The organism is Spirillospora sp. NBC_01491 (assembly GCF_036227065.1).
GTDB lineage: Bacteria > Actinomycetota > Actinomycetes > Streptosporangiales > Streptosporangiaceae > Spirillospora > Spirillospora xylanilytica.
The window spans coordinates 6,361,562-6,383,646 of sequence record NZ_CP109432.1 but is presented as its reverse complement, the minus strand read 5'-3'; the positions used below and the strand labels follow the sequence as shown (position 1 = coordinate 6,383,646).

The following is a 22,085-nucleotide window of genomic DNA, read 5'->3' as shown; positions in this document are numbered from 1 at the left end:
GGTCGCGGGGCACCGGCCGGTAACGCCGCCCATACGGCCGGGACCCCGCGGCCCGACCCCCTGTAGAAAGGCGAAGCGCCGGAGATCGAACCGATCTCCGGCGCTTCGTCGCGTCCAGGGGAACGAGACGGCACCAGGGGACGGAGGTCCCGGGCGCCCGGCGGATCACCGGGCGCCCGGCCCCGAAACTACTGGGCGGGGAGCTGGGTGGCCGTCGTCCCGGCCGCGAGGTAGGCGAGCAGGTCCTGTCGGGTGATCAGGCCCTTGGGCTTGCCGTCCACCAGGACGACGGCGGCACCGGAGTTCTCCAGGACGAGCACGGCCTTGCTGACCGGCTCGCCGGAGCCGATGGTCGGCAGCGGCGCGGACATGTGCGCCTCGAGCGGCTCGCTGAGGCGGGCCCGGTCCTTCAGCAGCACGTCGAGCAGGGCGGTCTCCATGATCGAGCCGACCACCTCGGCCGCCATCACCGGCGGCTCCTCCTTCATCACCGGGAGCTGCGAGACCTCGTACTCGCGCATGATCGCGATCGCGGTCTCCACGCTCTCGTGCGGGTGGACGTGCACGAACTCGGGCAGCCCGGCGCCCTTGCGGGTGAGCACCTCGCCGACCCTGGCCTCCTCGGTGGAGGGGGTGAGGAAGCCGTAGTCGGCCATCCACTCGTCGCTGAAGATCTTGGAGAGGTAGCCGCGTCCGCCGTCCGGCAGCAGCACCACGATCACCGCGTCCGGTCCGGCCTCGGCCGCGACCCGCAGCGCCGCGACGACCGCCATCCCGCAGGATCCGCCGACCAGCAGCGCCTCCTCGCGGGCCAGCCGCCGGGTCATCACGAACGAGTCGCGGTCGGACACGGCGATCACCTGGTCGCAGATGTCGCGGTCGTAGGTCTCGGGCCAGATGTCCTCGCCGACGCCCTCGGTGAGGTAGGGCCGGCCGCTGCCGCCGGAGTAGACCGAGCCCTCCGGGTCGGCGCCGATGATCTGTACCCGGCCGCCGGAGACCTCCTTGAGGTACTTCCCGGTGCCGCTGATGGTGCCGCCGGTGCCGATGCCCGCCACGAAGTGCGTGATGCGGCCCTCGGTCTGCTCCCACAGCTCGGGACCGGTGGTCTCGTAGTGCGAGCGCGGGTTGTTCCGGTTGGTGTACTGGTTGGGCTTCCAGGCCCCGGGGATCTCGGCGGCGAGCCGGTCCGAGACCGAGTAGTAGGAGTCGGGGTGCTCGGGCGACACCGCGGTCGGGCAGATCACGACCTCGGCGCCGTAGGCCCGCAACACGTCGACCTTGTCCTTGGCGACCTTGTCCGGGCAGACGAACACGCAGTGGTAGCCGCGCTCCTGCGCGACGATGGCGAGCCCGACCCCGGTGTTGCCGGAGGTCGGCTCGACGATCGTGCCGCCCGGCGGCAGGGCCCCCGAGCGTTCGGCGGCGTCGATCATGCGGACCGCGATGCGGTCCTTCACCGAGCCCCCGGGATTGAAGTACTCGACCTTGGCCAGCACCTGCCCAGGCCGGTCGGCGGTCACCTTGCGCAACCGGACCAGCGGGGTGTTCCCCATCAGCTCGACGAGCGAATCGTGTACGTGCACCGCGTCGTCCTTGTCGGTTTCGGCGTGTTTGCATCCCTGTTCAACCCGCGTGTACCACGGGAGGGCGGGATGTGGATTCGGATAGATTCCAGTTTCCGACGGTAGCCCAGATCGGCCGCCGCGGGCATCACCACGGGAGCGGGGTGCGCCCGGTGGTCACGGAGGGTGGACGGACGATGCTGAGAGCGTTGACGGCACGGCGCATCGCGACGGCGGCGGCCTACGGGGGCGGCGGCATCACCGCGCTCGGGGCGGTGACCTTCGGGCTGGTGGTGGTCGAGGCCAAGCTCGCCCGGAAGATCATCCAGGCCGCCCCGAACGGTGAGCCGCCACGGTCCGACGGGGTCTACGGCGAGGGCAAGGCGGGCGAGCCGCTGTCGTTCGTGGTGCTGGGCGACTCCACGGCGGCCGGGCTCGGCGTCCGCACGCCGGACGAGACCCCGGCCGCGCTGCTGGCGCACGGCCTGTCGGCGATCTCCGACCGTCCGGTCCGGCTGACGAACGTGGCGCGGTCGGGGTCGCGGTCGGAGGTGCTCGCCGAGCAGATCGGCCCGGCCCTGGAGGCCCGGCCCGACATCGCGGTCATCATGATCGGCGCCAACGACGTCACCGCCCGGGTCCCGGCGGCCGAGTCGGTGCGGCATCTCGACGGCACGGTCGAGCGGCTGCTCGCGGCGGGCTGCGAGGTGGTGGTCGGCACCTGTCCCGACCTCGGCTCGGTCAAGCCGGTGATGCAGCCGCTGCGGTGGATCGCGCAGCGCGCCAGCCGGCAGCTCGCCGCAGCGCAGACCATCGCGGTGGTCGAGCGCGGCGGCCGGTCGGTGTCGCTCGGCGACCTGCTCGGCCGGGAGTTCGCCGCCGACCCGCGCGAGATGTTCAGCGAGGACCGCTACCACCCGTCCGCGCGCGGGTACGCGGCGGCGGCGCTGGCGGTGCTGCCGTCGATGGCCGCGGCGCTGAGGCTGGACGCCGACGCCGAGGAGGAGCTGCTCGCGGTGGCCGGACGGGGCACCGGGGTCCTGCCCGTCTACCTCGCGGCGGCCGAGGCCGCCGAGGAGGCCGGCACCGAGGTGGCCGGCACCCGGGTCGGGGGCAGCGAGCGCGGGCCCCGGGGCCGCTGGGCCACGCTGCTGCGGCGCCGCGGGGTGACCGAGGACGCCGGCACCAAGGCGATCACCCCGGGGAGCGGCTGAGCGCCCCGCGGAGCGCCGGGGCGGCCCGCGGGGCGGCCGGCCGGGTCGTCGACGATGCCCGCACCCCGGTCTGTCCCCCGCCCCGGGGCAGCGGCTAGATTGCATGTGACCGGCGGGTAACACCGTCCGCCCCGACGACTCCGGCCGGTCACCGGTCGCTGCGACCGGCAGGCCGCCAGACGTCGCTAGACAGGGAGATCCGCACATGCCCGAGGCAGTCATCGTCGCCACCGCGCGCTCGCCGATCGGCCGCGCCTTCAAGGGATCGCTGAAGGACCTGCGGTCCGACGACCTCACCGCTCAGATGATCACCGCCGCGATGGCCAAGGTCCCGCAGCTGGACCCGGCGCAGATCGACGACCTGCTGCTCGGCTGCGGCCTGCCCGGCGGCGAGCAGGGCTACAACATGGCCCGGGTCGTGTCGGTCCTGCTCGGCTGGGACACCGTGCCCGGCGCGACGATCACCCGCTACTGCTCCTCCTCGCTCCAGACCACCCGGATGGCGCTGCACGCGATCAAGGCGGGCGAGGCCGACGTCATCGTCTCGGCCGGCGTCGAGATGGTCAGCCGCTTCGCCAAGGGCAGCAGCGACGGCCTGCCCGACACCCAGAACCCCCTGTTCGGCGGCGCCGAGGTCCGCACCGCCCAGGCCGCCGAGGGCGGCGGGCCGGTCTGGCACGACCCGCGCGAGGACGGCGAGCTGCCCGACGTCTACATCGCGATGGGCCAGACCGCCGAGAACGTGGCGGCGCAGCGCGGCGTGAGCCGGCAGGCGCAGGACGAGTTCGGCGTCCGCTCGCAGAACCTGGCCGAGAAGGCCATCGCCAACGGGTTCTTCGCGAAGGACATCACCCCGGTCACGCTGCCCGACGGCACCGTGGTCGCCACCGACGACGGCCCCCGGGCCGGCACCACCTACGGCAAGGTCTCGCAGCTCAAGCCGGTGTTCCGGCCGGACGGCACGGTCACCGCCGGCAACTGCTGCCCGCTCAACGACGGCGCCGCCGCGGTGATCATCATGAGCGACACCAAGGCCGCCGAGCTCGGCATCACCCCGCTGGCCCGGATCGTGTCGACCGGCGTCACCGGGCTGTCCCCCGAGATCATGGGCCTCGGCCCGGTGGGCGCCTCCCGCAGCGCGCTGGCCAAGGCCGGCATGACCATCGCCGACATCGACCTGGTCGAGATCAACGAGGCGTTCGCCGCGCAGGTGCTGCCGTCGGCGGACGAGCTCGGCATCGACCTCGACAAGCTGAACGTCAACGGCGGCGCGATCGCGATCGGCCACCCGTTCGGCATGACCGGCGCGCGGATCACCTCGACGCTGATCAACGGGCTGAAGTTCAACGACAAGCAGTTCGGCTTGGAGACCATGTGCGTCGGCGGCGGCCAGGGCATGGCGATGGTGCTGGAGCGGCTGAGCTGACCACGGGTAGCTCAGCACAGGTAGCTCAGCACGGGGTGCTCAGCACGGCCCGGTCGGCCGCCTCCGAGCGGCCGGCCGGGCCACCTGCGCGTTCCGGGAGCACGTCACCGTTACCAACGATCTACGTATCGTGGCGGATAGGTCGGCGTTGGGGGGTTGTCACATCCAGGTCCCTGTTGCAGAGTCGGCAGAAAGAGCCCCGCGACCTGGAGGTGCCAGTTGTCACTGAACCACTCGCCGGAGACGCACAACAAACTGATCGCCCGCATTCCGCAGGTCACAGGACGTGACATCCCCGAGTGGTTCACCGCCATCGAGAACGGACCCTCCTTCGTGCGCTGCGAGGAACGCTGCAGTTGGCTCGCCGACGAGCACAACCTCTCGCACGGGTACGCCGCCGCGCTGGTGCTCGAGCACGAGCGCACCCGGCGCGCCCGCCACTACTGAAGGGCCCGGTCCGGGCGGTCCCACTCGTCCCGCCCCCGTCCGTGTTGCCGCGGCCAGGCCGGCCAACGGATGGCTCCCGCCGTCGCGCCGCCGCGCGTCGCGACTCCCGGCGCAGAGCCGGCCCGGCAACGCATCAGCCCCTCACCGGCTGAGCCGGTGAGGGGCTGCTCATGTCCGGTGGGACGGCGCGTCAGTCGCGTCCGCCGTAGAAGTACGACAGCAGGCGCAGCATCTCCAGGTAGATCCACACCAGGCTGAGCACCAGCCCGAACGCGCAGTACCAGGCGAACTTCTCAGGCGCCCCGGAGCGCACGCCCTGCTCGATGGAGTCGAAGTCGAGCAGCAGGAAGAAGCAGCCGATCAGGATCGCCGCGACGCTGAACACGTAGGCGAGCGGGTTGCTCGGGTCGCGGATGCCGATCCCGCTGTCCGGACCGACGACCTGCACCAGCAGGTTGAGCACCATCAGCCCGACCAGCCCGAGCCCGGCCGCGATCACGAACCGGGTGAACTTCGGCGTGACCCTGACGATCCGCCGCGCGTACACCGCGAGCGTGGCGCCGAAGGCGAGCGCGGTGCCGACCACCGCCTGGAGGACGACCCCGTGGTAGAGGTCGTTGTAGGTGTGGCTGACGACCCCGATCAGGACCCCGTACACGGCGGCGAAGGCGAGCACCAGCGGCGCGTTCGCCTTGCGGCCGAAGGTGATGAACGCCCAGATGCCGAGCTGCGCGACGACCGCGACGGCCAGCACCGGGAGGGCCTTGTCGGCCGGGACCAGCTTCCACGACAGCGCGGCGGTGACCAGCAGCGTCGCCAGGGTGAGGAAGCTGCGGACGACGACGTCGTCCATCGTCATCGGGCGGGTGGACGGCGGCGCCGGTGGAGCGTAGGAGGGGGCGTTGTACATGTCGTGCGACTGCTGCGGTCGCGGGATGCCGTGGCCGCCCGCCTGGCGGCCGAAGGCATTGCCCCTGAACGCCGGATTCCTGCTCTCCATTCGAGCCTCCACTGTGGCCGAGCTTTCGATCAGTCTAAACGCGCACGCACGGCCGGTGGTTTCCGGCGGACGCCCGCGGCGACGGCGGCCCGGGCGCTGGTGCCCCTGGTCGGATTCGAACCGACACTCTGGCTCTTTTAGGGAGCCTGCCTCTGCCATTGGGCTACAGGGGCGACCCCAATCATACCGGGGCGCCCCTCGACGTTCCGGTCACGAACTGGCGGCCCCCTGCACCGCGGGCTCGCCGACCAGGGTGACCCCGGCCCGCCCGTCCCGGTCGCGGCGGACGGCGCAGATCTCGTGCACCCCGATGCGTCCGCTCTCGCAGGCGAGCGCCGAGGCCGCCAGGTAGAGCAGCCACACCCGGGCCCGGCCCGGACCGGCCAGCTCGGCGCACTCGGTCCAGCGCCGTTGCAGGTTGGCCGCCCACGCCCGCAGCGTGCGGGCGTGCTGCTCGCGGAGCGCGCCCACGCCCCGCACCTCCAGCCCGGCGTCCTCCAGCTCGCCGACGATCTCGCCGAGCGGGCGCAGCTCGCCGTCCTCGGGGAACATATAGCTGGTGGTGAACGTGCGCCTGACCCGGTGCGGCCCGGGACGGCGCACCGGCTGCTGGAGCAGCAGCCGCCCGCCGGGGGCAAGCAGCTCGTACAGCCGCTCGGTGGACCGTTCGAGCGCCTCCACCCCCGACAGCCCGACGATCGCGTCGTAGGGTCCGTCACCGGCGGTGGCGAGGTCCCAGGAGCGCGGCTCGACCCGGTCGGCGAGACCGGCCGCCTCGGCCCGCGCGCGGATGTGGTCGCCCTGCTCGCCGGTGCGGACCAGCCCGATCACCCGGACGCCGTGCTGCTCGGCCGCGTGCAGGGCGAACGCCCCCCAGCCCGCGTTCAGGTCGAGCACCCGGGCGCCGCGGAACAGGTCGAGCCGCAGGGTGACCGACTCGACCGCGGCGCGCTGGGCGTCCTCCAGGTCGACGGCCTGGTCCCACCGCCCGGTGCCGTGCGCCATCTCGGGGCCGAGCATCCGGGCGAAGAACTCGGCGGGGCCGCCGAGCGGGCCGGCCGCGTCGCCGTGCCGGCCGGACGGGAACTCCTCCGGCGGCGGCTTCGGCTCGGGGCCGACCGCGCCGAGGGTGACCGCGGTCTTGACGATGTCGCGCTTGTCGTCGCTGCTCAGCACGATCGGACGGTCGCCGCTGCGCATCACCCGCTGGACGGCGCCGAGCGCGGCGAACACGTCGCCCTCGATGTCGAGCTCGCCCGCCACGTACGCGCGGACCAGGCCCATCTCGCCGGGCTTCCACAGCAGCCGGCGCAGCGCCCGGCGGTGCCGGACGACGAACGTGGGGGCACCGGCCGGGCCGACCGAGCTGCCGTCCCAGGCGCGGACCCGGATCGGCAGCTCGACCACGGCGTCCCGGTCCTCACCGAGCATGATCTTGGTGAGCAGGGGGGCGAGCCGGGAGGCGACTCCATCGGGCATGGTCGGGTGCGCCTCCTCGTTCTCCGGTGCCTACTCGTCGGCGGAACAACAGCGCGAGCGTCCAGTCCGCGGTGATCCGCATTTTGCGGTTGACGGTCGGCATCCGAGACAGATGGTACGTGCGGTGCATGAACCAGGCGAGAAGGCCCCTCACCTTCAGCCCGCGGACGTTCGCCGCGCCCTCCCGTTCGGCGCGGTGAAGTCGCCGGCCCGGCGCCGCTGATCACGATGTGCCGGGCGGACTTCGTAGTGCGTTTCAAGGGCATGTGGGGAGCGATGCCCACAGACAGGTAGTAGTCACATAAAAACCCCCTGATCGCGGCGAACCTCCCAGCTCACTCGGACATCTCACATGATGTGCGTACGAACACCGCCAACACGGTGCATGTGCGCAAGGCGGTCGGGACAGGGCCGGACGGGGGCACCGAGCGACTGGGGCGGCGGACCGGCGGGGGCCGGTCCGACCGGGCCCCATCCGCTCGGGCAAGGCCCTGCCCCGGCCGCCACCACACCGCCGGGCGGTGTCAGCTCCGCCAGTCGCGGGCGCGCGCGAAGACGTCGTCGAGCATCTGCTCGGTCACGCGTCCGGTGAAGGTGTTCTGCTGGCTCGGGTGATAGCAGCCGAGCATCAGCACCGGCTCGATGCCCGGCGCGCCGCCCGAGCCGGCGCCCGGGGCGGACGGCGCCAGCTCGGCTTCGGCGCCGTGCCCGAACTTCGGCCGCGGGCGGGGCACCTGGTAGCCCGCCTCCTTGAGCACCGGCCAGACGCTCTGCCAGGCGAACCCGCCGAGGCAGACGATGCACCGGACGCTCGGGGCGACCTCCACCATCTCGCGCGCCAGCCACGGCAGGCACGCGTCGCGCTCGGCGGGGGTGGGCTTGTTGTCGGGCGGGGCGCAGCGCACCGTCGCGGCCACGCGCGTGCCGATGAGCCGCTGCCCGTCGTCCGCCCGGACGCTGGTCGGGAGCGCCGCCAGCCCCACCCGGTGCAGCGACGCGAACAGCCAGTCGCCGGAGCGGTCGCCGGTGAAGATCCGGCCGGTGCGGTTGCCGCCGTGCGCGGCCGGCGCCAGCCCGACGATGAGGATGCGCGGCTCCGGATCGCCCCAGCCGGGGACGGGCCGTCCCCAGTACTCCTCGCCGGCGAACGACCGGCGCCGCTCGACCGCGACCTTCTCGCGCCACCCGACCAGCCGGTCGCAGGCCCGGCACACCGACTGGCGGGCGCACAGCTCGGCGAGGCCGGGGGCCCCGGCCGCCAGCTCGGCGACCTCGGCCGGCCCGTGCGCGACGGGCGTGCCGGGCCCCGCCGGGTCGCCCGGCCAGCCCGTCCCGGGCGGGACGAAGGGCGCCCGGCCGGAGCCGTCGTCGCGCGAGGTGGGAGCGGTCGTCATGGCCCCGATCCTCGCACGGCCCGCCCCCGCCGGAGGGCTCCGCTCGCTACGATCTGACACGCCGGTCGGGGAGGCGGGTGCCCGGCAGACGCGCCACGCGAAGCGGAGGCAACCTCTTGTCGCAACCCGGCTGGTATCCCGACCCCCATGGCACCGGCGGCCTGCGCTGGTGGGACGGCCGGGGATGGACCGACCACCTCACCCCCGAGCCGCACCCCCAGCCGCGGGCGCCCGCCGTCCAGCCGGTCGACGCGGCTGTGCGCGGGCTGCGCCTGCACGCCGACCAGCAGGCCATGACGTACGGGAACGCCTCGCTACCGTGGCAGCACGTGGAGTGGGTGGCCTACTGGGCGGCGAGCCTCCCGGACGGATACGGCCGCGGCCCCGGCGTCCAGTGGATCTTCCAGGTGGGCCGGCATCCGTTCCACGGCGGTCCCCGGGTGGAGGTCGTCATCGAGCCCGCCGCGCTCACCGGCCGGGATCCGGCGGCGGACTCCGAGCGGTTGTGGCTGCGGCTGGTGGAGCTGTGCCGGGCGCAGGCCGAGCGGCGGCTGGTCGCCGAGATGGCCGGACGGGTCCAGGCGGGCGAGTCGATCGACGTGGCGCACGGCCTGACCGTCCACCCGGGCGGCGTGCGCGGCCACCGGGTGTCGCTGAGCTGGTCGGCGGTCGCCGGCGCCACGGTGGAGAGCGGCCGGATCTGGATCAAGCAGTCGAGCGGCTCGACGCCGGTGTTGTACATCCCGCAGCAGAACCCGAACGCCGTGCTCGTCCCCGCCCTGCTCTCCGCGCTGAAGCGGATGCGGGCGGGCTGAGCGGGCGGGCTGAGCGGGCGGGGCGCGGCCGGGCGGCCCGCCGGGTCAGGCGAGGGACCAGGCGATCCCGTCGAGGATGTCGTGCTCGCTGACGACCACGGCGCCGAAGCCGTACTCGCGCATGATGCGGTCGAGGATGAGCGCGCCGGCCCCGATCACGTCGACGCGGCCGGGGTGCATGACGCCGGCCCGCGCCCGTTCGGCCCGGGTGGCGTGCAGCAGGCCGCGGGTGACGTCGTGCACCTGGAGCGCGGTGATCCGCGACAGGTGGATGCGCTCGGGGTCGTACTCGGGGAGGTCGAGCGCGATGCCCGACACGGTGGTGACCGAGCCCGCCAGCCCGACCAGCGTGCGGGCCTCGTCGACCGGCACGGTCTCGCGGACGGCGGCGAGCGCGGTGTCGATGTCGGCGACGGCGTCGGCGATCTGCTCGGGGGACGGCGGGTCGCCGTCCTTGAGGTGCCGTTCGGTCATCCGCACGCAGCCGATGTCGACCGAGCGGGCGGCCTGCACCGAGGAGCTGCCGAGCACGAACTCGGTGGACCCGCCGCCGATGTCGACCACCAGGTAGGGCCGGGCCGGACGCAGCTCGGCCAGCTCCCGGGTGGCGCCGAGGAAGGACAGCTCGGCCTCCTCGTCCCCGGTGAACACCTCGGGCACCACGCCGAAGATCTCCACCACGCCGGCCACGAAGTCGGCGCGGTTCCCGGCATCGCGGGTGGCGCTGGTGGCGACCACCCGCACCTTCTCGGCGCCGTGCCGCTCGATGAGCGCCGCGTAGGCGCGCATCGCGGTGAACGTCCGGTCGAGCGCCGCGGCCGACAGCAGGCCGGTGCGGTCGACGCCCTCGCCGAGCCGGACGATCTCCATCCGGCGCTCGACGTCGGTCAGCGTCCCGTCCTCGCCCTCGCCGCCGGCGGCGACGTCGGCGATCAGGAGGCGGACCGAGTTGGTCCCGCAGTCGATCGCGGCGACGCGCGTCATCGGGCCTCCCCAGTCTCAGCGGTCTCGGTCTCGGCAGTCCCGGGCCCGGCGGTCCCGGGCTCGGGGGTGACGCAGACGCAGGGGCCCGATCGCCACCATTCGGGCAGCGCGTCGAGCGCCTCCCGGCCGAACGGGTTGACGCCGGGGACCGCGAGCTCGTGCGCGACCAGGGCGTGCAGGCACTTGACCCGCTCGGGCATGCCGCCCGCGCTCTGGGTGCCCGCCGGGAGCGGCTCGACGCCGTCCTCGCGGGCGGCCTCGTCGCGGCGGGCCAGGTAGTCGTCGTGGGCGGCGTCGTAACCGGCCTTCAGCCCGGGGTCGTCGCCGAGCCGTTCCTGCATGCCGCGCATCGTCCCCTCGCCCTCCAGCGAGCCGATGGCCGAGGCGGCCTTGGGGCAGGTCAGGTAGAACAGCGTCGGGAACGGCGTGCCGTCCGGCAGCCGCGGCGCCGTCTCGATGACGGCGGGCAGCCCGCACGGGCAGCGGTACGCCACCCGGCGGAGGCCGCGCGGTTCGCGTCCGAGCTGCGCCGCCACGGCGGCGGTGTCGCGTTCGTCGATCATCTTCGTCCCCACCCGCGGATCACCGGATCCGTCTCGTGCCTGGGCCCGGGGTCAGCGGGGCCGGTCCGCGGCCTCCACCGACCGCCAGAGCGTCTCGTACCACGGCGGCTTGCTGGTCTTGCCGCCCTTCTTGGCCTGCTGCCCGTTCCCACCACTGCCGTCAAGGACGATGTAGCACTTCACCCCTGGCCGACAGTAATGGAGCCTTCGCGTCGCCTCACGCTCAATGTACGACTTATCGCCCAGCCGTTGCTTGCGGAGGCTGAGTTCCTCCACCTGCTTGCGGGCGACCGCCTCCTTGTGCTGGAGATCGGAGATCTCCTGCCGCTGGGCGATGTACTCGCGGACCGGGTAGGCCAGGCTCAGGGCGATCGCGCACATCACGACCGCCAGGATCGCGGCACGGCTGGTCAGCGCCGGATTGGCCCGGCGCGCGCCGTCCCCCGGGGAGTCGCCGTGGCGCTCTCCCCGGGGACCGGCGCGGTCGTCGCCCTTGGCCATGACGGGCTCCCGGCCGCCGGTCAGCCCCGCGCCTCGAAGCGCGGGAACGCGGCGGCGCCGGCGTAGCGGGCGGTGTCGCCGAGCAGCTCCTCGATGCGCAGGAGCTGGTTGTACTTGGCGACCCGGTCGCTGCGCGCGGGGGCGCCGGTCTTGATCTGGCCGCAATTGGTCGCCACGGCGAGGTCGGCGATGGTGGTGTCCTCGGTCTCGCCGGACCGGTGGCTCATCATGCAGCGGTAGCCGCTGGTCTGCGCGAGCGTGACGGCGTCGAGCGTCTCGGTGAGGGTGCCGATCTGGTTGACCTTGACCAGCAGCGCGTTGGCGGTGTCGGACTCGATGCCGCGCCGGAGCCGCTGCGGGTTGGTGACGAACAGGTCGTCGCCGACGAGCTGCACCCGGTCGCCGAGCTCGGTGGTGAGGGCCTGCCAGCCGGCCCAGTCCTCCTCGTCGAGCGGGTCCTCGATGGAGACCAGCGGGTAGGAGTCGAGCAGCTCGCCGTAGTAGGCGGCCATCTCGGCGGCCGTCCGCTTCTCGCCCTCGAAGGCGTAGCGGCCGTCGGCGTGGAACTCGGTGGCGGCCACGTCGAGCGCGAGCGCGATGTCGCGGCCGGGAGTGAAGCCGGCCTTGCCGATCGCCTCGAGGATGAGGTCGAGCGCCGCGCGGTTGCTGGGCAGCTCGGGGGCGAAGCCGCCCTCGTCGCCGAGCCCGGTGTTCAGGCCCTTGGCCTTCAGCACCGACTTCAGCGCGTGGTAGGTCTCGGCACCCCACCGCACCGCCTCGGAGAACGTGCTCGCGCCGATCGGCGCGATCATGAACTCCTGGACGTCGACGTTGGTGTCGGCGTGCGCGCCGCCGTTGAGGATGTTCATCATCGGTACCGGCAGCAGGTGCGCGTTGGCGCCGCCCACGTAGCGGTACAGCGGCTGCCCGGCGAAGTTGGCGGCGGCCCGTGCGACGGCGAGGCTCACGCCGAGGATCGCGTTGGCGCCGAGCTCGGACTTGTCGGGGGTGCCGTCGAGGTCGATCAGGACCTGGTCGATCAGCCGCTGCTCGTCGGCCGGAAAGCCGACGATCTTCTCGTCGATCAGCTCGTTGACGGCCTTGACCGCCTTGGCCACGCCCTTACCGCCGTAGCGCTCGCCCCCGTCGCGCAGCTCGACGGCCTCGAACCGGCCGGTGGAGGCGCCGCTCGGGACGGCGGCGCGGGCCTCGGTCCCGTCGGCGAGCAGCACTTCGACCTCAACGGTCGGGTTGCCTCGGGAGTCCAGGATCTCCCGGGCAAGGACGGCGTCGATCGACGACACGGGCAACTCCCTGTTCAGACGTGTTCAGTGGTGTTCGGGTCTCGAGCCTATCCGCGCGCCCACCGCCGCGCCCACCGGGCACGCCGTACCCAAATCGGACGCCCGCCACGAAATCGTGCCAGGCAAGCGACTTGACGCCTTGATTACCTACATTGTCTACTGTGCACGTCAAACAGACTTGATAAGTAGGGAAACCCGACAATGCATCGCAGGTTCCGCGGCCGGATCGCCGCCACAGCCCTGACCGTCCTGGCCGGCGCGGGGACGCTCAGCGCCTGTGGGGACGACGGCGACGGCGGCTCCGGCGCGCCCGGCCAGCTCCGCCTGGGCTACTTCCCCAACATCACCCACGCGACCGCCCTGGTCGGAATCGACCAGGGCATCTTCGCCAAGCACCTCGGCACCGCGCCCAAGACCGCCTCGTTCAACGCGGGGCCGGCCGCCGTCGAGGCGCTGTTCTCCGGCGCGGTGGACGCCACGTTCGTCGGGCCCAACCCGTCCATCAACGCCTGGTCGAAGTCGCACGGCAAGGCCATCAAGATCATCTCCGGGGCGGCCTCCGGCGGTGTCTCGCTGATCGTCAGGCCGGGCATCAACGGCGTCCGGGACCTCAGGGGCAAGAAGATCGCCACCCCGCAGCTCGGCAACACCCAGGACGTCGCGATCCGCTACTGGCTCAAGCAGAACGGCCTGACCGCCAACAAGGACGGCAGCGGCGACGTCAAGGTCATGCCGCAGGAGAACGCGACGACGCTCCAGGCGTTCGCCCAGGGCGCGATCGACGGCGCCTGGGTGCCCGAGCCGTTCGCGTCCCGGCTGATCCAGGAGAGCAAGGGCAAGAAGCTGCTCGACGAGAAGACGCTCTGGCCCGGCGGCAAGTTCGTCATCACCAACCTGATCGTCAAGCAGGAGTACCTGAAGAAGCACCCCGACCAGGTGAGGAAGCTCCTGGAAGCCGTCGTCGAGGCGACCGACTCCATCAACTCCGACCGGGCCGGCGCGGAGAAGTCCGTCAACGACCAGCTCACCAAGCTCAGCGGCAAGCCTCTCGAGCAGGGCGTGCTCGACTCGGCGTTCAAGCAGATCGAGTTCACCACCGACCCCGTCGCGTCCTCGCTCATCCAGGGCGCCCGGCACGCCGAGGAGATCGGCCTGCTGGAGAAGACCGAACTGGACGGGATCTACGAGCTCGGGCCCCTCAACGGCGTGCTGAAGGCAGGCGGAAAGGCACAGGTCAGCGACAGATGACCGAGGCCGTTCAGGCCGTCCCGAGCCGGACCGCGGCGGTCCGGCTCGCGGGCGTGTCCAAGATGTTCGGGACCGGGGGCGCGGCGCTGCTCGCGCTCGACAAGGTGTCCCTCGACGTCGCCCCGGGCGAGTTCGTCTGCCTGCTGGGCGCGTCCGGGTGCGGCAAGAGCACCCTGCTCAACCTGGTCGCCGACCTGGAGGCGCCGAGCGCCGGGACGATCGATCTCGGCGGCGCGCGGGTGGCGCTGATGTTCCAGGAGCCCGCGCTGTTCCCCTGGCTGAACGTCACCGCCAACCTGGAGCTGGCGCTGAAGATGCGCGGCGTCCCGAGAGGGCGGCGCCGTGCCCGCGCCGCCGAACTGCTCGACTCGGTGCACCTGGGCGACTTCGCCGGGAAGCGCCCGCACCAGCTCTCCGGCGGCATGCGGCAGCGCGTCGCGCTCGCCCGCGCGCTCGCCCTCACGGTGGACGAGACCGGCGGCGGCCGGCCCACCGTCCTGCTGATGGACGAGCCGTTCGGCGCGCTCGACGCGATGACCCGCGACCTGCTGCACGACGAGATCGAGCGGATCTGGCGGGAGCGCGGGCTGACCGTGCTGTTCGTCACGCACAACGTGCGCGAGGCCGTCCGGCTCGGCGACCGGGTGGTCCTGCTGAGCAGCCGTCCCGGACGGGTCGTCCAGGAGTTCCCCGTGCCGATGGAACGTCCCCGGCGCATCGACTCGCCGGAGGTGGCGACGCTCGCGGCGTCCATCACCGACCGGCTCCGCGAGGAGGTCGGCCGCCATGGCGCATGACACCCGGACCGAGCCCGACCCCGGCGCCGCGCCCGAACCGTCCGGACGGGACGCGCGGCTCGACCGCGAGCTCGCCGGGCTGGACGCGCTGGAGCTGGCCGCCGGGACGCGCCGCAACCCGCTCGCCCGGGTCTGGTCGGTGGTCTGGCCGATGCTGACCGCCGTGCTGATCGCGGTGGCGGCCTGGCAGGTGGTGGTCTGGAGCGGCTGGAAGGAGAGCTGGGTCCTGCCCGGACCGGCCGAGACGCTGCCGGTGCTGTGGGACCAGATCACCCGTCCCCGGTTCTGGGAGTCGCTCGCGCTCACCATGCGGCGCGCGGTGATCGGGTTCGCGGTGGCGACCGTGGTCGGCGTGCTGATCGGCGCGGTGGTCTCGCAGTCGCGGGTGCTGCGGCGCGCGTTCGGCTCGCTGATCACCGGGCTCCAGACGATGCCGTCGATCGCCTGGTTCCCGCTGGCCATCCTGCTGTTCCAGCTCAGCGAGAGCGCGATCCTGTTCGTGGTGGTGCTGGGCGCGGCGCCCTCGATCGCCAACGGGCTGATCGCCGGCGTCGACTACACCCCGCCGATCCTGCTGCGCGCGGGCAAGGTGATGGGGCTGCGCGGGGTGAACCTGTACCGGCATCTGATCATGCCCGCGTCGCTGCCGTCGTTCGTGGCCGGGCTCAAGCAGGGCTGGGCGTTCGCCTGGCGCAGCCTGATGGCCGGCGAGCTGCTGGTCATCATCGGCGACACCACCTCGCTCGGCGTGCTGCTCTCGCAGGCCCGGGAGCTGAGCAACACCGCCGACATGATCTCCTACATGATCGTCATCCTGATCATCGGGATCGTGATCGACCAGCTCTTCGGCCTGGTGGACCGCGCCATCCGGGTCCGCTGGGGACTGGACGCGCGGTGATCCGATCCGCCCCGTCCCGGAGTGTCCGCCCCTGGACGGGGACCCCGGCGGCATAGGCTCTGCCGCGTCCCCCGACGCGTCTCTGCACCGGGGGGAACCGTGGGCCGCTTCACCTGGCCGCTGCGCAACCCGACGATCCGGATCCGGGTCACCGTGACCGCGGCCCTGGTCGCCGGGCTGCTCGCCATCGCCTTTTACATCGTCCTCATGGTGCTGGTGCGGCGGGAGGCGGCGGACAACAACAGGCTGTACATGGGCAGGGTGGGACGGCAGGTCACCACGCTCGTCCAGGAGGGCCGGCTCGCCCCCCGCGTCCTCAACGGCACCCAGGACCGGGTCCAGGTCGTCGACGCGCAAGGGCACATCCTGGCCGCCAGCCCGCGGATGGCCGGCTTCCCCCCGGTGAACTTCCCCTTGGCCGAAGACAGAACCTTCCGCCAAGGCCAGAGCTGCGACGTCCAGGCTCCGAACGGCGACTGCTTCCTCATCATGGCGTTCGGGGTCGGCGAGGGCCGGAACCGCCGGGTCGTCTACTCCCTCGACAACGACCCCGGGCTGCTGCCCCGCCCGCTGATCGCCACCGGGCTGGCGCTGCTCGTCCCGCTGATCAGCGGGATGGTCGGGTACGGCGCGTGGCACGCGGCGGGCCGCACGCTGCGCCCGGTCGAGGCCATCCGCGCCGAACTGGACGAGATCACCGCCACCGACCTGGAGCGCCGGGTGCCGGTGCCGCCCCGCCAGGACGAGGTCGCCCGCCTCGCCACCAGCATCAACGCCACGCTCGACCGGCTGGAGCGGGCGGTCGCCCGGCTGCGCGCGTTCGTCTCCGACGTGTCGCACGAGCTCCGCAGCCCGCTGACCGCCCTGCGGATGGAGCTGGAGATCGCGCTGTCCGAGCCCGACAACGGTGATCTCCGCGACCCCATGCGGTCCGCGCTCCAGGACGCCGAGCGGTTGCACGCCGTCCTGGACGACCTGCTCGCGCTGGCCCGGCTCGAGGCCCAGCGCGAGCTCGAGATCGAACCCGTCGACCTGCTGGAGCTCGCCGACCAGGAGGTGCTGAGCCGTCCCCGCCGCACCCGCGTCACCGTCATCGCCGACGAGCCGGTGATCGTCCGCGGCGGCCGGTCCGAGCTCGGCCGGCTGCTCACCAACCTGATCGACAACGCCGACCGGCACGCCGAGTCCGCGGTCACCATCGTGCTGCGCACCGACGGCCCGGACACCGCCGTGGTGGAGGTCTCCGACGACGGCCCCGGCATCGCCCCCGAGGACCGCGAACGCGTCTTCGAGCGCTTCACCCGCCTGTCCAACGGCCTCCACCGCGACGCCGGCGGCACCGGCCTCGGCCTCGCCATCTCCCGCGACATCGCGGACGCCCACCACGGCACCCTCACCATCACCGACCGCGCCGACGCCACCCCCGGCATCCGCTTCATCCTCCGCCTCCCCCGCTGACCCTTTCCGGCCGTTCCCGCCGGCTCCCACAGACCACCCATCGGTGTACGGCTTGCGCCCGCTGATCGACTGCGGGTCCGTGGTGTGCGGGTCGGTCATGTTCCTCCTCCTTCTCGGCAACAAACGTTCATATCAGATACGATCGTTATAGCTACGATCGATATGTATGAGATATGCGGGGTGGACGGATGAGGATTCTGGCTCTCGGCGGCTCAGGAGCGATGGGCGCCGTGGCGGTACGGGTGGCGGCCGGGCTTCCCGGCGTCACCGAGATCGTGGTGGCCGACCGGAACCTGAAGGCGGCCCAAGCGCTGGTGCGCAGGCTCGCCGAGGACGGCACCGGTGGCGCCCCGGTGCGGGCGCTCATGGTGGAGGTCACCGACAGCGCCGCCCTGCACGCCGCTCTGGAGGGCTCGGACGTCGTGCTCAACACGGTCGGCCCGTACTACCGCTTCGGCCTGACCGTGCTGCGGGCCGCGATCGCGACCCGTACCCACTACCTGGACATCTGCGACGACTGGGAGCCGACCCTGCAGATGCTCGACCTGGACGGGGAGGCCCGGAACGCCGGGATCCGCGCCGTGGTCGGCATAGGCGCGAGCCCGGGTGTCAGCAACCTGCTGGCCGCACGCGCGGTCCGAGAGCTGGACCACGTCCAGGACCTGTACACCGCATGGCCCGTCGACGTCTCCGGCAGCGGCGGGGACGACGAGCAGCTGACCGACACCGGCGGGCGCCCCAGCGCGGCCGCCGTGCACTGGATGGAGCAGATCAGCGGGAAGGTGACGGTGATCAGTGGTGGGCAACTCGTCCACCGGCGTCCACTCCTGCCGGTCGCCCTCTCCGTCTCCGCCGGACGCTCCGGCACGGCCTACACCGTCGGACACCCCGAGCCGGTCACCCTGCACCGCAGCTTCCATCCGGCCGGCGAAGCCGCCAACCTCATGGTCGTCACCCGGGGCACGCTCGCCTACCTCGACGTCCTGCGCCGCGACATCGACGCGGGAAAACTCACCAACGAGACCGCGGCGACCGATCTGGCCAAGCCCTCGGCGGCCCGCGCACTGCGGGCCACGATGGGTGCGATGACCCTCAAGGGGCCCGGGTCGCTGCCCCCGTTCTTCGCCGCCGCCACGGGCACCCGCGACGGCCGCCGGGTCACCGCTCTCGCCCGGCTCGCCGACACGCCCGGCGCCTCGGCGCTGATCAACGACATGGCGGAGGCGACCGGTCTGCCCCTGGCGCTCGGGCTCGCGCAACTACTGGACGGCACCAGCGACCGCCTCGGCGTGCACCCGCCGGAGATCGCCATCGACGCCGAGCGCTTCTTCCTCGACCTGGCCCGCCACATACCCGACCTGGCCGGCAACGACGGCCTCCGCGACGGCGTGGCCATCGAGGTGACCCCGGACCGGTGAAGCGAAAGCAGGAGAGACGACGCGCTCCTCGCGCGGTCACCTCCGGCGTGCACGTGGTGGGCGGTGTGAGGCGCGTATGCTCCGCAACGTCAACGACGGACGAAGGGCCCACTACTCCATGGCCGGAACGGCTTCATCCCGCGTGCCGGAACCGGCCGTCCAGGTCCCCACCCGGACGCTCGTCGAGGCGCTGATCCGCATCGACCACACCGTCGACACCGCCGAGCTCTACGCCATCGCGCCGCTGCTCGGCATGACCGACCAGCAGGTGCGGCTGTGCGTCAAGCGGCTGGTCACCGAGGGACGCTTCACCCAGGAGGGCCGGGGGCGCAAGGCAGTCCTTCGGGCCACCAGCATCACCGAGCAGACCCTCGGGCCCGACATCGAGTTCGTCGCCCACGCCTTCCAGCAGGACGCGGGCCTCGCCCCCTGGGACGGCGTCTGGCATCTGGTCGCCTTCGCCGTCCCCGAGACCGCCCGTCCCGCCCGCGACGCACTGCGGGCCGCGCTCACCCGGCTCGGCGGCGCCCCCGTGCAGGGCGGCCTCTACATCAGCCCCAACGCCTGGGAGCCGCACGTCGAGGCCCAAGCCCGCCACCTCGGCGTCCTCGACCACCTCACGCTGCTCACCACGGACAGCCTGCGCCAGGGCGACGAGCGCGACCCCGCCGCGCTCGCCCGTGCCCTCTGGCCACAGGACGAGATCGCCGACCGCTACCAACGACTCGCCTCCGTCGCCCGGCCGCGCTTGCGCCGCCTCCACGAGGGCACCGAACTCCCCAGCACCCAGTGGCTCACCATCGCGATCGAACTGGCCGCCGAGTTCACCCGCGCGATGGAGCCCGACCCCCTCCTGCCGCCGCAGCTGCTGTGCCAGCCCTGGCCGGGCACGCAGGCCCGCGAACTCGTCGCGCAGTGCTGGTCACTCTTGGAGGAGCATGCGGAGGTGAGCGAGCACTTCAGCCTCTTCCAGCTCTACCGCGACGTGACCCGTCCGTCGGTCGCCGGCACGTGAGGCCGAGGCGCCGAGCGCGTGCCGCCCCTATCCAGGGCGGCACGCCGCCGTTCGCGTCAGGCGAGATCCGCGGCGGTGACCGAGACCTCGATCTCGCCGGACGTCTCGGCGCCCATGGCGGTCGCGAGCCGGCGGAAGCGGCGGGCCTCGGCGGGACGGCTGCGCCGCTCCAGCGTGCGGGCGAGCGCCTCGTACGCCCAGGCGTTGCCCGGGTCCAGGTCGATCAGGCGACGGAGCGTCTCCTCGGCCCGGCCGAGCTGCGCGCTGTGGAAGTAGGCCCGGCCGAGCAGCTCGACCACCGCCCGGTTCCCGGGGTCCCCGGCCTCGACCCGGGCCAGGACGCGCGCGGCCTCGGAGTAGTCTCGGGCGTCGAAGAACATCGTCGCCCGCTGGAACTCCTCGTAAGCGGTCACGTCGCCTCCCTGCTGGTTGCGTCACGCAACTGAACCGGGAGGACGTCAGGTTTGTTCCCGGCCGTCCAGCGCGTCGGCCAGGCGCTGCCGCTCGGCCTCGAGGCCCTCGATCTGGCCGGCCAGCTCCTCGCGCTCGTGGAGGTTCTGGCCCTCGTCGCCGGAGTCGCCCGCGCCCTCCATCGGCGCGACCTGTTCGGCGCGCAACGCGCGCAGGTCGGTGTCGATCTCGCGGAGCCTGGCCCGCCGGTCGTGGTCGTTCATGTCTCTCCCCCGATGTGGCACGCCCCGGACGGGTCCCGGCCGGCCAGCGCGGCGTCGATCGCCGCGCCGAGCGAGGCCAGGTCGTGCGGGCCCTCGTGCAGGTTCCCGTTGATGAAGAAGGTGGGCGTCCCGGCGGCTCCGGCGCGCTCGCCCGACTCCCGGTCGGCGTTGACGCGGTCGCGGTGGCGGTCGAGGTCCTCCCAGGGATCGAACCCGAACCTCTCGCAGTAGGCGGTGAGGTCGGCGTCGGTGAGGGCGAGCTGGTGGCCGAAGAGCACCTCGTGCATCTCCCAGAACACCCCGTGGTCGGCGGCGGCCTCCGAGCAGAGGGCCGCGGAGAAGGCGTGCGGGTGGACCTCGCGCAGCGGGAAGTGCCGGAACACGAACCGGAGCCGGTCGCCGTACTGGTCCTGGAGGTCTTCCAGTACTCCGAACGCCTGGCCGCAGTACGGGCACTCGTAGTCGCCGTACTCGACGAGGGTGACCGGCGCGTCCGCGCGGCCGAGAACGTGGTCCCGCCGCGTGACCGGCGCGAGCGGCTCGCGTTCGGCCTCGGTCACGGGGACGGCGCCGGGCGGGGCGCAGGCCGCGCCCCGGTTCCAGGCCAGCCGGAAGATCACGAAGCCGAGCCCGGCGGCCAGCAGCGACCCGGCGATGATGCCGATCTTGGCCTCGCTCTGGAGCGCCGGGTCGTCGGCGAAGGCGAGGCCGGTGATGAACAGCGACACGGTGAACCCGATGCCCGACACGGCCGCGCCGCCGAGGAGCTGGCCCCACACCAGCCCGCCGCCGAGGTCGCCCCAGTTGAAGCGCAGCGGGATCCAGGTGCCGAGCGCGACGCCGACGAACTTGCCCGCCAGCAGGCCCGCGACGATGCCGAGGGTGACCCGCGAGGTCGCGGCCTGCCGCAGCGTGTCGCCGTTCAGCACCACGCCGGCGTTGGCGAGCGCGAAGATCGGCACGATCACGTAGCCGGTCCACGGGTGCAGCCGGAGCTGGAGCCGCTCGTTGATCGACACGGTCCGCTGGACGCTGCGGGTCGCCTGCCGGGCCAGCTCCGGGCTCGGCTCGCGCGAGAGCGCCTGCACCAGCTCGCCGGCGCGCAGGATCTGGTGGTCCTTCGGCGCGTACACCACCACGGTCGCGCCGAGCAGGATCCCGGCCAGGGTGGGGTGCACGCCGCTCTCCAGCATCGCCGCCCACACCCCGAGGCCGAGCAGGACGTAGGCGGGCCCGCGCCAGACGCGCAGCCAGCGCAGCGCGACGATCAGGCCGAACAGCGCCACCGCGACCAGCAGCGCGACGACCGACAGGTCCTCGGTGTAGAACACCGCGACCACCAGGATCGCGCCGACGTCGTCGACCACCGCGAGGGTCAGCAGGAACACCCGCAGCGGCTCGGGGCAGCGGGTGCCGATCACCGCGAGCAGCCCCAGCACGAACGCGGTGTCGCTGGCCATCGGAACGCCCCAGCCGCCCGCTCCCGGCCCGTCCATGTTGACCAGCGCGTACAGCAGCGCGGGGACGGCCATCCCGCCGAGCGCCGCCACGAACGGCACCGCGAACACCCGCCGGTCGCGGAGCTGCCCGACGGTGATCTCGCGGGAGATCTCCAGGCCGATGACGAAGAAGAACAGCGCCATCAGCCCGTCGTCGACCCACTCCCTCAGGTCCAGCGAGAAGGCGTCCGCGCCGAGGGTCACCGACAGGCGGGTGTGCCAGAACGCCTCGTAGGAGTCGCCGAACGGCAGGTTCGCCCACAGCAGCCCGGCCCCCGTGGCGGCCAGCAGCACGCTGGTGCTGCCGGTCTCGGTGGCCAGGAAGCTGCGCAGCCCCTCCGGCACCGCGCGGGACGCGACGGAACGCTCGGTCATGGGGCCGCGAC

Annotated in this window: 21 protein-coding genes and 1 tRNA gene; 10 read left to right on the top strand and 12 right to left on the bottom strand. The window is 72.8% G+C overall.

The window, feature by feature from the left end; translation table 11 throughout:
* Positions 1 to 188 precede the first annotated feature (188 nt).
* A complete protein-coding gene (locus OHA34_RS29675; RefSeq protein WP_329519559.1) occupies positions 189 to 1,586 on the bottom strand; it encodes a cystathionine beta-synthase in 1,398 nt (465 codons plus the stop codon).
* Between the two features lie 176 nt (positions 1,587 to 1,762).
* On the opposite strand from OHA34_RS29675, the gene OHA34_RS29670 reads away from it, so the two are divergent.
* The 3 genes from OHA34_RS29670 to OHA34_RS29660 all read left to right on the top strand — a co-directional run bounded on the left by OHA34_RS29670 (position 1,763) and on the right by OHA34_RS29660 (position 4,652).
* Positions 1,763 to 2,779 carry an SGNH/GDSL hydrolase family protein gene (locus tag OHA34_RS29670; RefSeq protein WP_285938082.1) on the top strand — a complete coding sequence of 339 codons (1,017 nt, stop codon included), beginning with the start codon at positions 1,763 to 1,765 and terminating at the stop codon, positions 2,777 to 2,779.
* Positions 2,780 to 2,984: 205 nt separating this feature from the next.
* On the top strand, positions 2,985 to 4,205 hold the full coding sequence (locus OHA34_RS29665) for an acetyl-CoA C-acetyltransferase (protein WP_329519558.1): 1,221 nt from the start codon (positions 2,985 to 2,987) through the stop codon (positions 4,203 to 4,205).
* Between the two features lie 219 nt (positions 4,206 to 4,424).
* The gene (locus OHA34_RS29660; RefSeq protein WP_285938084.1) at positions 4,425 to 4,652 is read left to right on the top strand and encodes a DUF4287 domain-containing protein; all 228 of its coding nucleotides are present in this window, start codon (positions 4,425 to 4,427) and stop codon (positions 4,650 to 4,652) included.
* Positions 4,653 to 4,842: 190 nt separating this feature from the next.
* On the opposite strand, the gene OHA34_RS29655 is transcribed toward OHA34_RS29660, so the two are convergent.
* The 4 genes from OHA34_RS29655 to OHA34_RS29635 form a co-directional block, all read right to left on the bottom strand.
* A complete protein-coding gene (locus OHA34_RS29655; protein WP_329519557.1) occupies positions 4,843 to 5,652 on the bottom strand; it encodes a Bax inhibitor-1/YccA family protein in 810 nt (269 codons plus the stop codon).
* Positions 5,653 to 5,749: 97 nt separating this feature from the next.
* Positions 5,750 to 5,825: transfer RNA gene (locus OHA34_RS29650), tRNA-Leu, on the bottom strand.
* Between the two features lie 37 nt (positions 5,826 to 5,862).
* Positions 5,863 to 7,131: a class I SAM-dependent methyltransferase gene (locus OHA34_RS29645; protein ID WP_329519556.1), complete on the bottom strand. Its 1,269-nt coding sequence runs from the start codon at positions 7,129 to 7,131 to the stop codon at positions 5,863 to 5,865.
* 524 nt (positions 7,132 to 7,655) lie between these two features.
* Positions 7,656 to 8,525, bottom strand: a complete 870-nt coding sequence (locus tag OHA34_RS29635) for a uracil-DNA glycosylase (protein WP_329519555.1) — start codon at positions 8,523 to 8,525, stop codon at positions 7,656 to 7,658.
* 116 nt (positions 8,526 to 8,641) lie between these two features.
* On the opposite strand from OHA34_RS29635, the gene OHA34_RS29630 reads away from it, so the two are divergent.
* Positions 8,642 to 9,340, top strand: coding sequence for a DUF2510 domain-containing protein (locus OHA34_RS29630; RefSeq protein WP_285938089.1), 699 nt, complete (start codon positions 8,642 to 8,644; stop codon positions 9,338 to 9,340).
* 45 nt (positions 9,341 to 9,385) lie between these two features.
* Here OHA34_RS29630 and OHA34_RS29625 read toward each other — a convergent pair whose 3' ends face one another.
* From OHA34_RS29625 to eno, 4 genes are read right to left on the bottom strand one after another with little or no spacing between them, the layout of a single operon-like run.
* Entirely contained in the window at positions 9,386 to 10,324 is a 939-nt protein-coding gene (locus OHA34_RS29625; protein ID WP_285938090.1) for a Ppx/GppA phosphatase family protein, read from the bottom strand.
* Entirely contained in the window at positions 10,321 to 10,887 is a 567-nt protein-coding gene (locus OHA34_RS29620; RefSeq protein WP_285938091.1) for a DUF501 domain-containing protein, read from the bottom strand. Before OHA34_RS29620 ends, OHA34_RS29625 begins: the two co-directional genes overlap by 4 nt.
* Positions 10,888 to 10,938: 51 nt before the next feature.
* Complete coding sequence (locus OHA34_RS29615; protein WP_285938092.1) at positions 10,939 to 11,388, bottom strand: FtsB family cell division protein; 450 nt, start codon at positions 11,386 to 11,388, stop codon at positions 10,939 to 10,941.
* Between the two features lie 20 nt (positions 11,389 to 11,408).
* Positions 11,409 to 12,692 (bottom strand): phosphopyruvate hydratase, encoded by a 1,284-nt coding sequence (gene eno, locus OHA34_RS29610; protein ID WP_285938094.1) that lies wholly within the window; start codon positions 12,690 to 12,692, stop codon positions 11,409 to 11,411.
* A 201-nt stretch (positions 12,693 to 12,893) separates the two neighbouring features.
* On the opposite strand from eno, the gene OHA34_RS29605 reads away from it, so the two are divergent.
* From OHA34_RS29605 to OHA34_RS29580, 6 genes are all read left to right on the top strand, one after another.
* Positions 12,894 to 13,940, top strand: a complete 1,047-nt coding sequence (locus OHA34_RS29605; protein WP_329519554.1) for an ABC transporter substrate-binding protein — start codon at positions 12,894 to 12,896, stop codon at positions 13,938 to 13,940.
* Complete coding sequence (locus OHA34_RS29600) at positions 13,937 to 14,737, top strand: ABC transporter ATP-binding protein (RefSeq protein ID WP_285938096.1); 801 nt, start codon at positions 13,937 to 13,939, stop codon at positions 14,735 to 14,737. The genes OHA34_RS29605 and OHA34_RS29600 overlap by 4 nt, the downstream gene beginning before the upstream one ends.
* Positions 14,727 to 15,635 (top strand): ABC transporter permease, encoded by a 909-nt coding sequence (locus tag OHA34_RS29595; protein ID WP_285938097.1) that lies wholly within the window; start codon positions 14,727 to 14,729, stop codon positions 15,633 to 15,635. The genes OHA34_RS29600 and OHA34_RS29595 overlap by 11 nt, the downstream gene beginning before the upstream one ends.
* A gap of 99 nt (positions 15,636 to 15,734) precedes the next feature.
* Complete coding sequence (locus tag OHA34_RS29590; RefSeq protein ID WP_285938098.1) at positions 15,735 to 17,093, top strand: sensor histidine kinase; 1,359 nt, start codon at positions 15,735 to 15,737, stop codon at positions 17,091 to 17,093.
* 188 nt (positions 17,094 to 17,281) lie between these two features.
* A complete protein-coding gene (locus tag OHA34_RS29585) occupies positions 17,282 to 18,511 on the top strand; it encodes a saccharopine dehydrogenase family protein (protein ID WP_329519553.1) in 1,230 nt (409 codons plus the stop codon).
* Between the two features lie 142 nt (positions 18,512 to 18,653).
* Positions 18,654 to 19,526 carry a PaaX family transcriptional regulator C-terminal domain-containing protein gene (locus tag OHA34_RS29580; protein WP_285938101.1) on the top strand — a complete coding sequence of 291 codons (873 nt, stop codon included), beginning with the start codon at positions 18,654 to 18,656 and terminating at the stop codon, positions 19,524 to 19,526.
* 56 nt (positions 19,527 to 19,582) lie between these two features.
* Here OHA34_RS29580 and OHA34_RS29575 read toward each other — a convergent pair whose 3' ends face one another.
* The 3 genes from OHA34_RS29575 to nhaA all read right to left on the bottom strand — a co-directional run bounded on the left by OHA34_RS29575 (position 19,583) and on the right by nhaA (position 22,074).
* Positions 19,583 to 19,906 carry a tetratricopeptide repeat protein gene (locus tag OHA34_RS29575; protein ID WP_285938617.1) on the bottom strand — a complete coding sequence of 108 codons (324 nt, stop codon included), beginning with the start codon at positions 19,904 to 19,906 and terminating at the stop codon, positions 19,583 to 19,585.
* A 78-nt stretch (positions 19,907 to 19,984) separates the two neighbouring features.
* Complete coding sequence (locus OHA34_RS29570; RefSeq protein WP_285938102.1) at positions 19,985 to 20,200, bottom strand: hypothetical protein; 216 nt, start codon at positions 20,198 to 20,200, stop codon at positions 19,985 to 19,987.
* Positions 20,197 to 22,074, bottom strand: a complete 1,878-nt coding sequence (gene nhaA, locus OHA34_RS29565) for a Na+/H+ antiporter NhaA (RefSeq protein ID WP_329519552.1) — start codon at positions 22,072 to 22,074, stop codon at positions 20,197 to 20,199. Before nhaA ends, OHA34_RS29570 begins: the two co-directional genes overlap by 4 nt.
* Between the last annotated feature and the right edge of the window lie 11 nt (positions 22,075 to 22,085).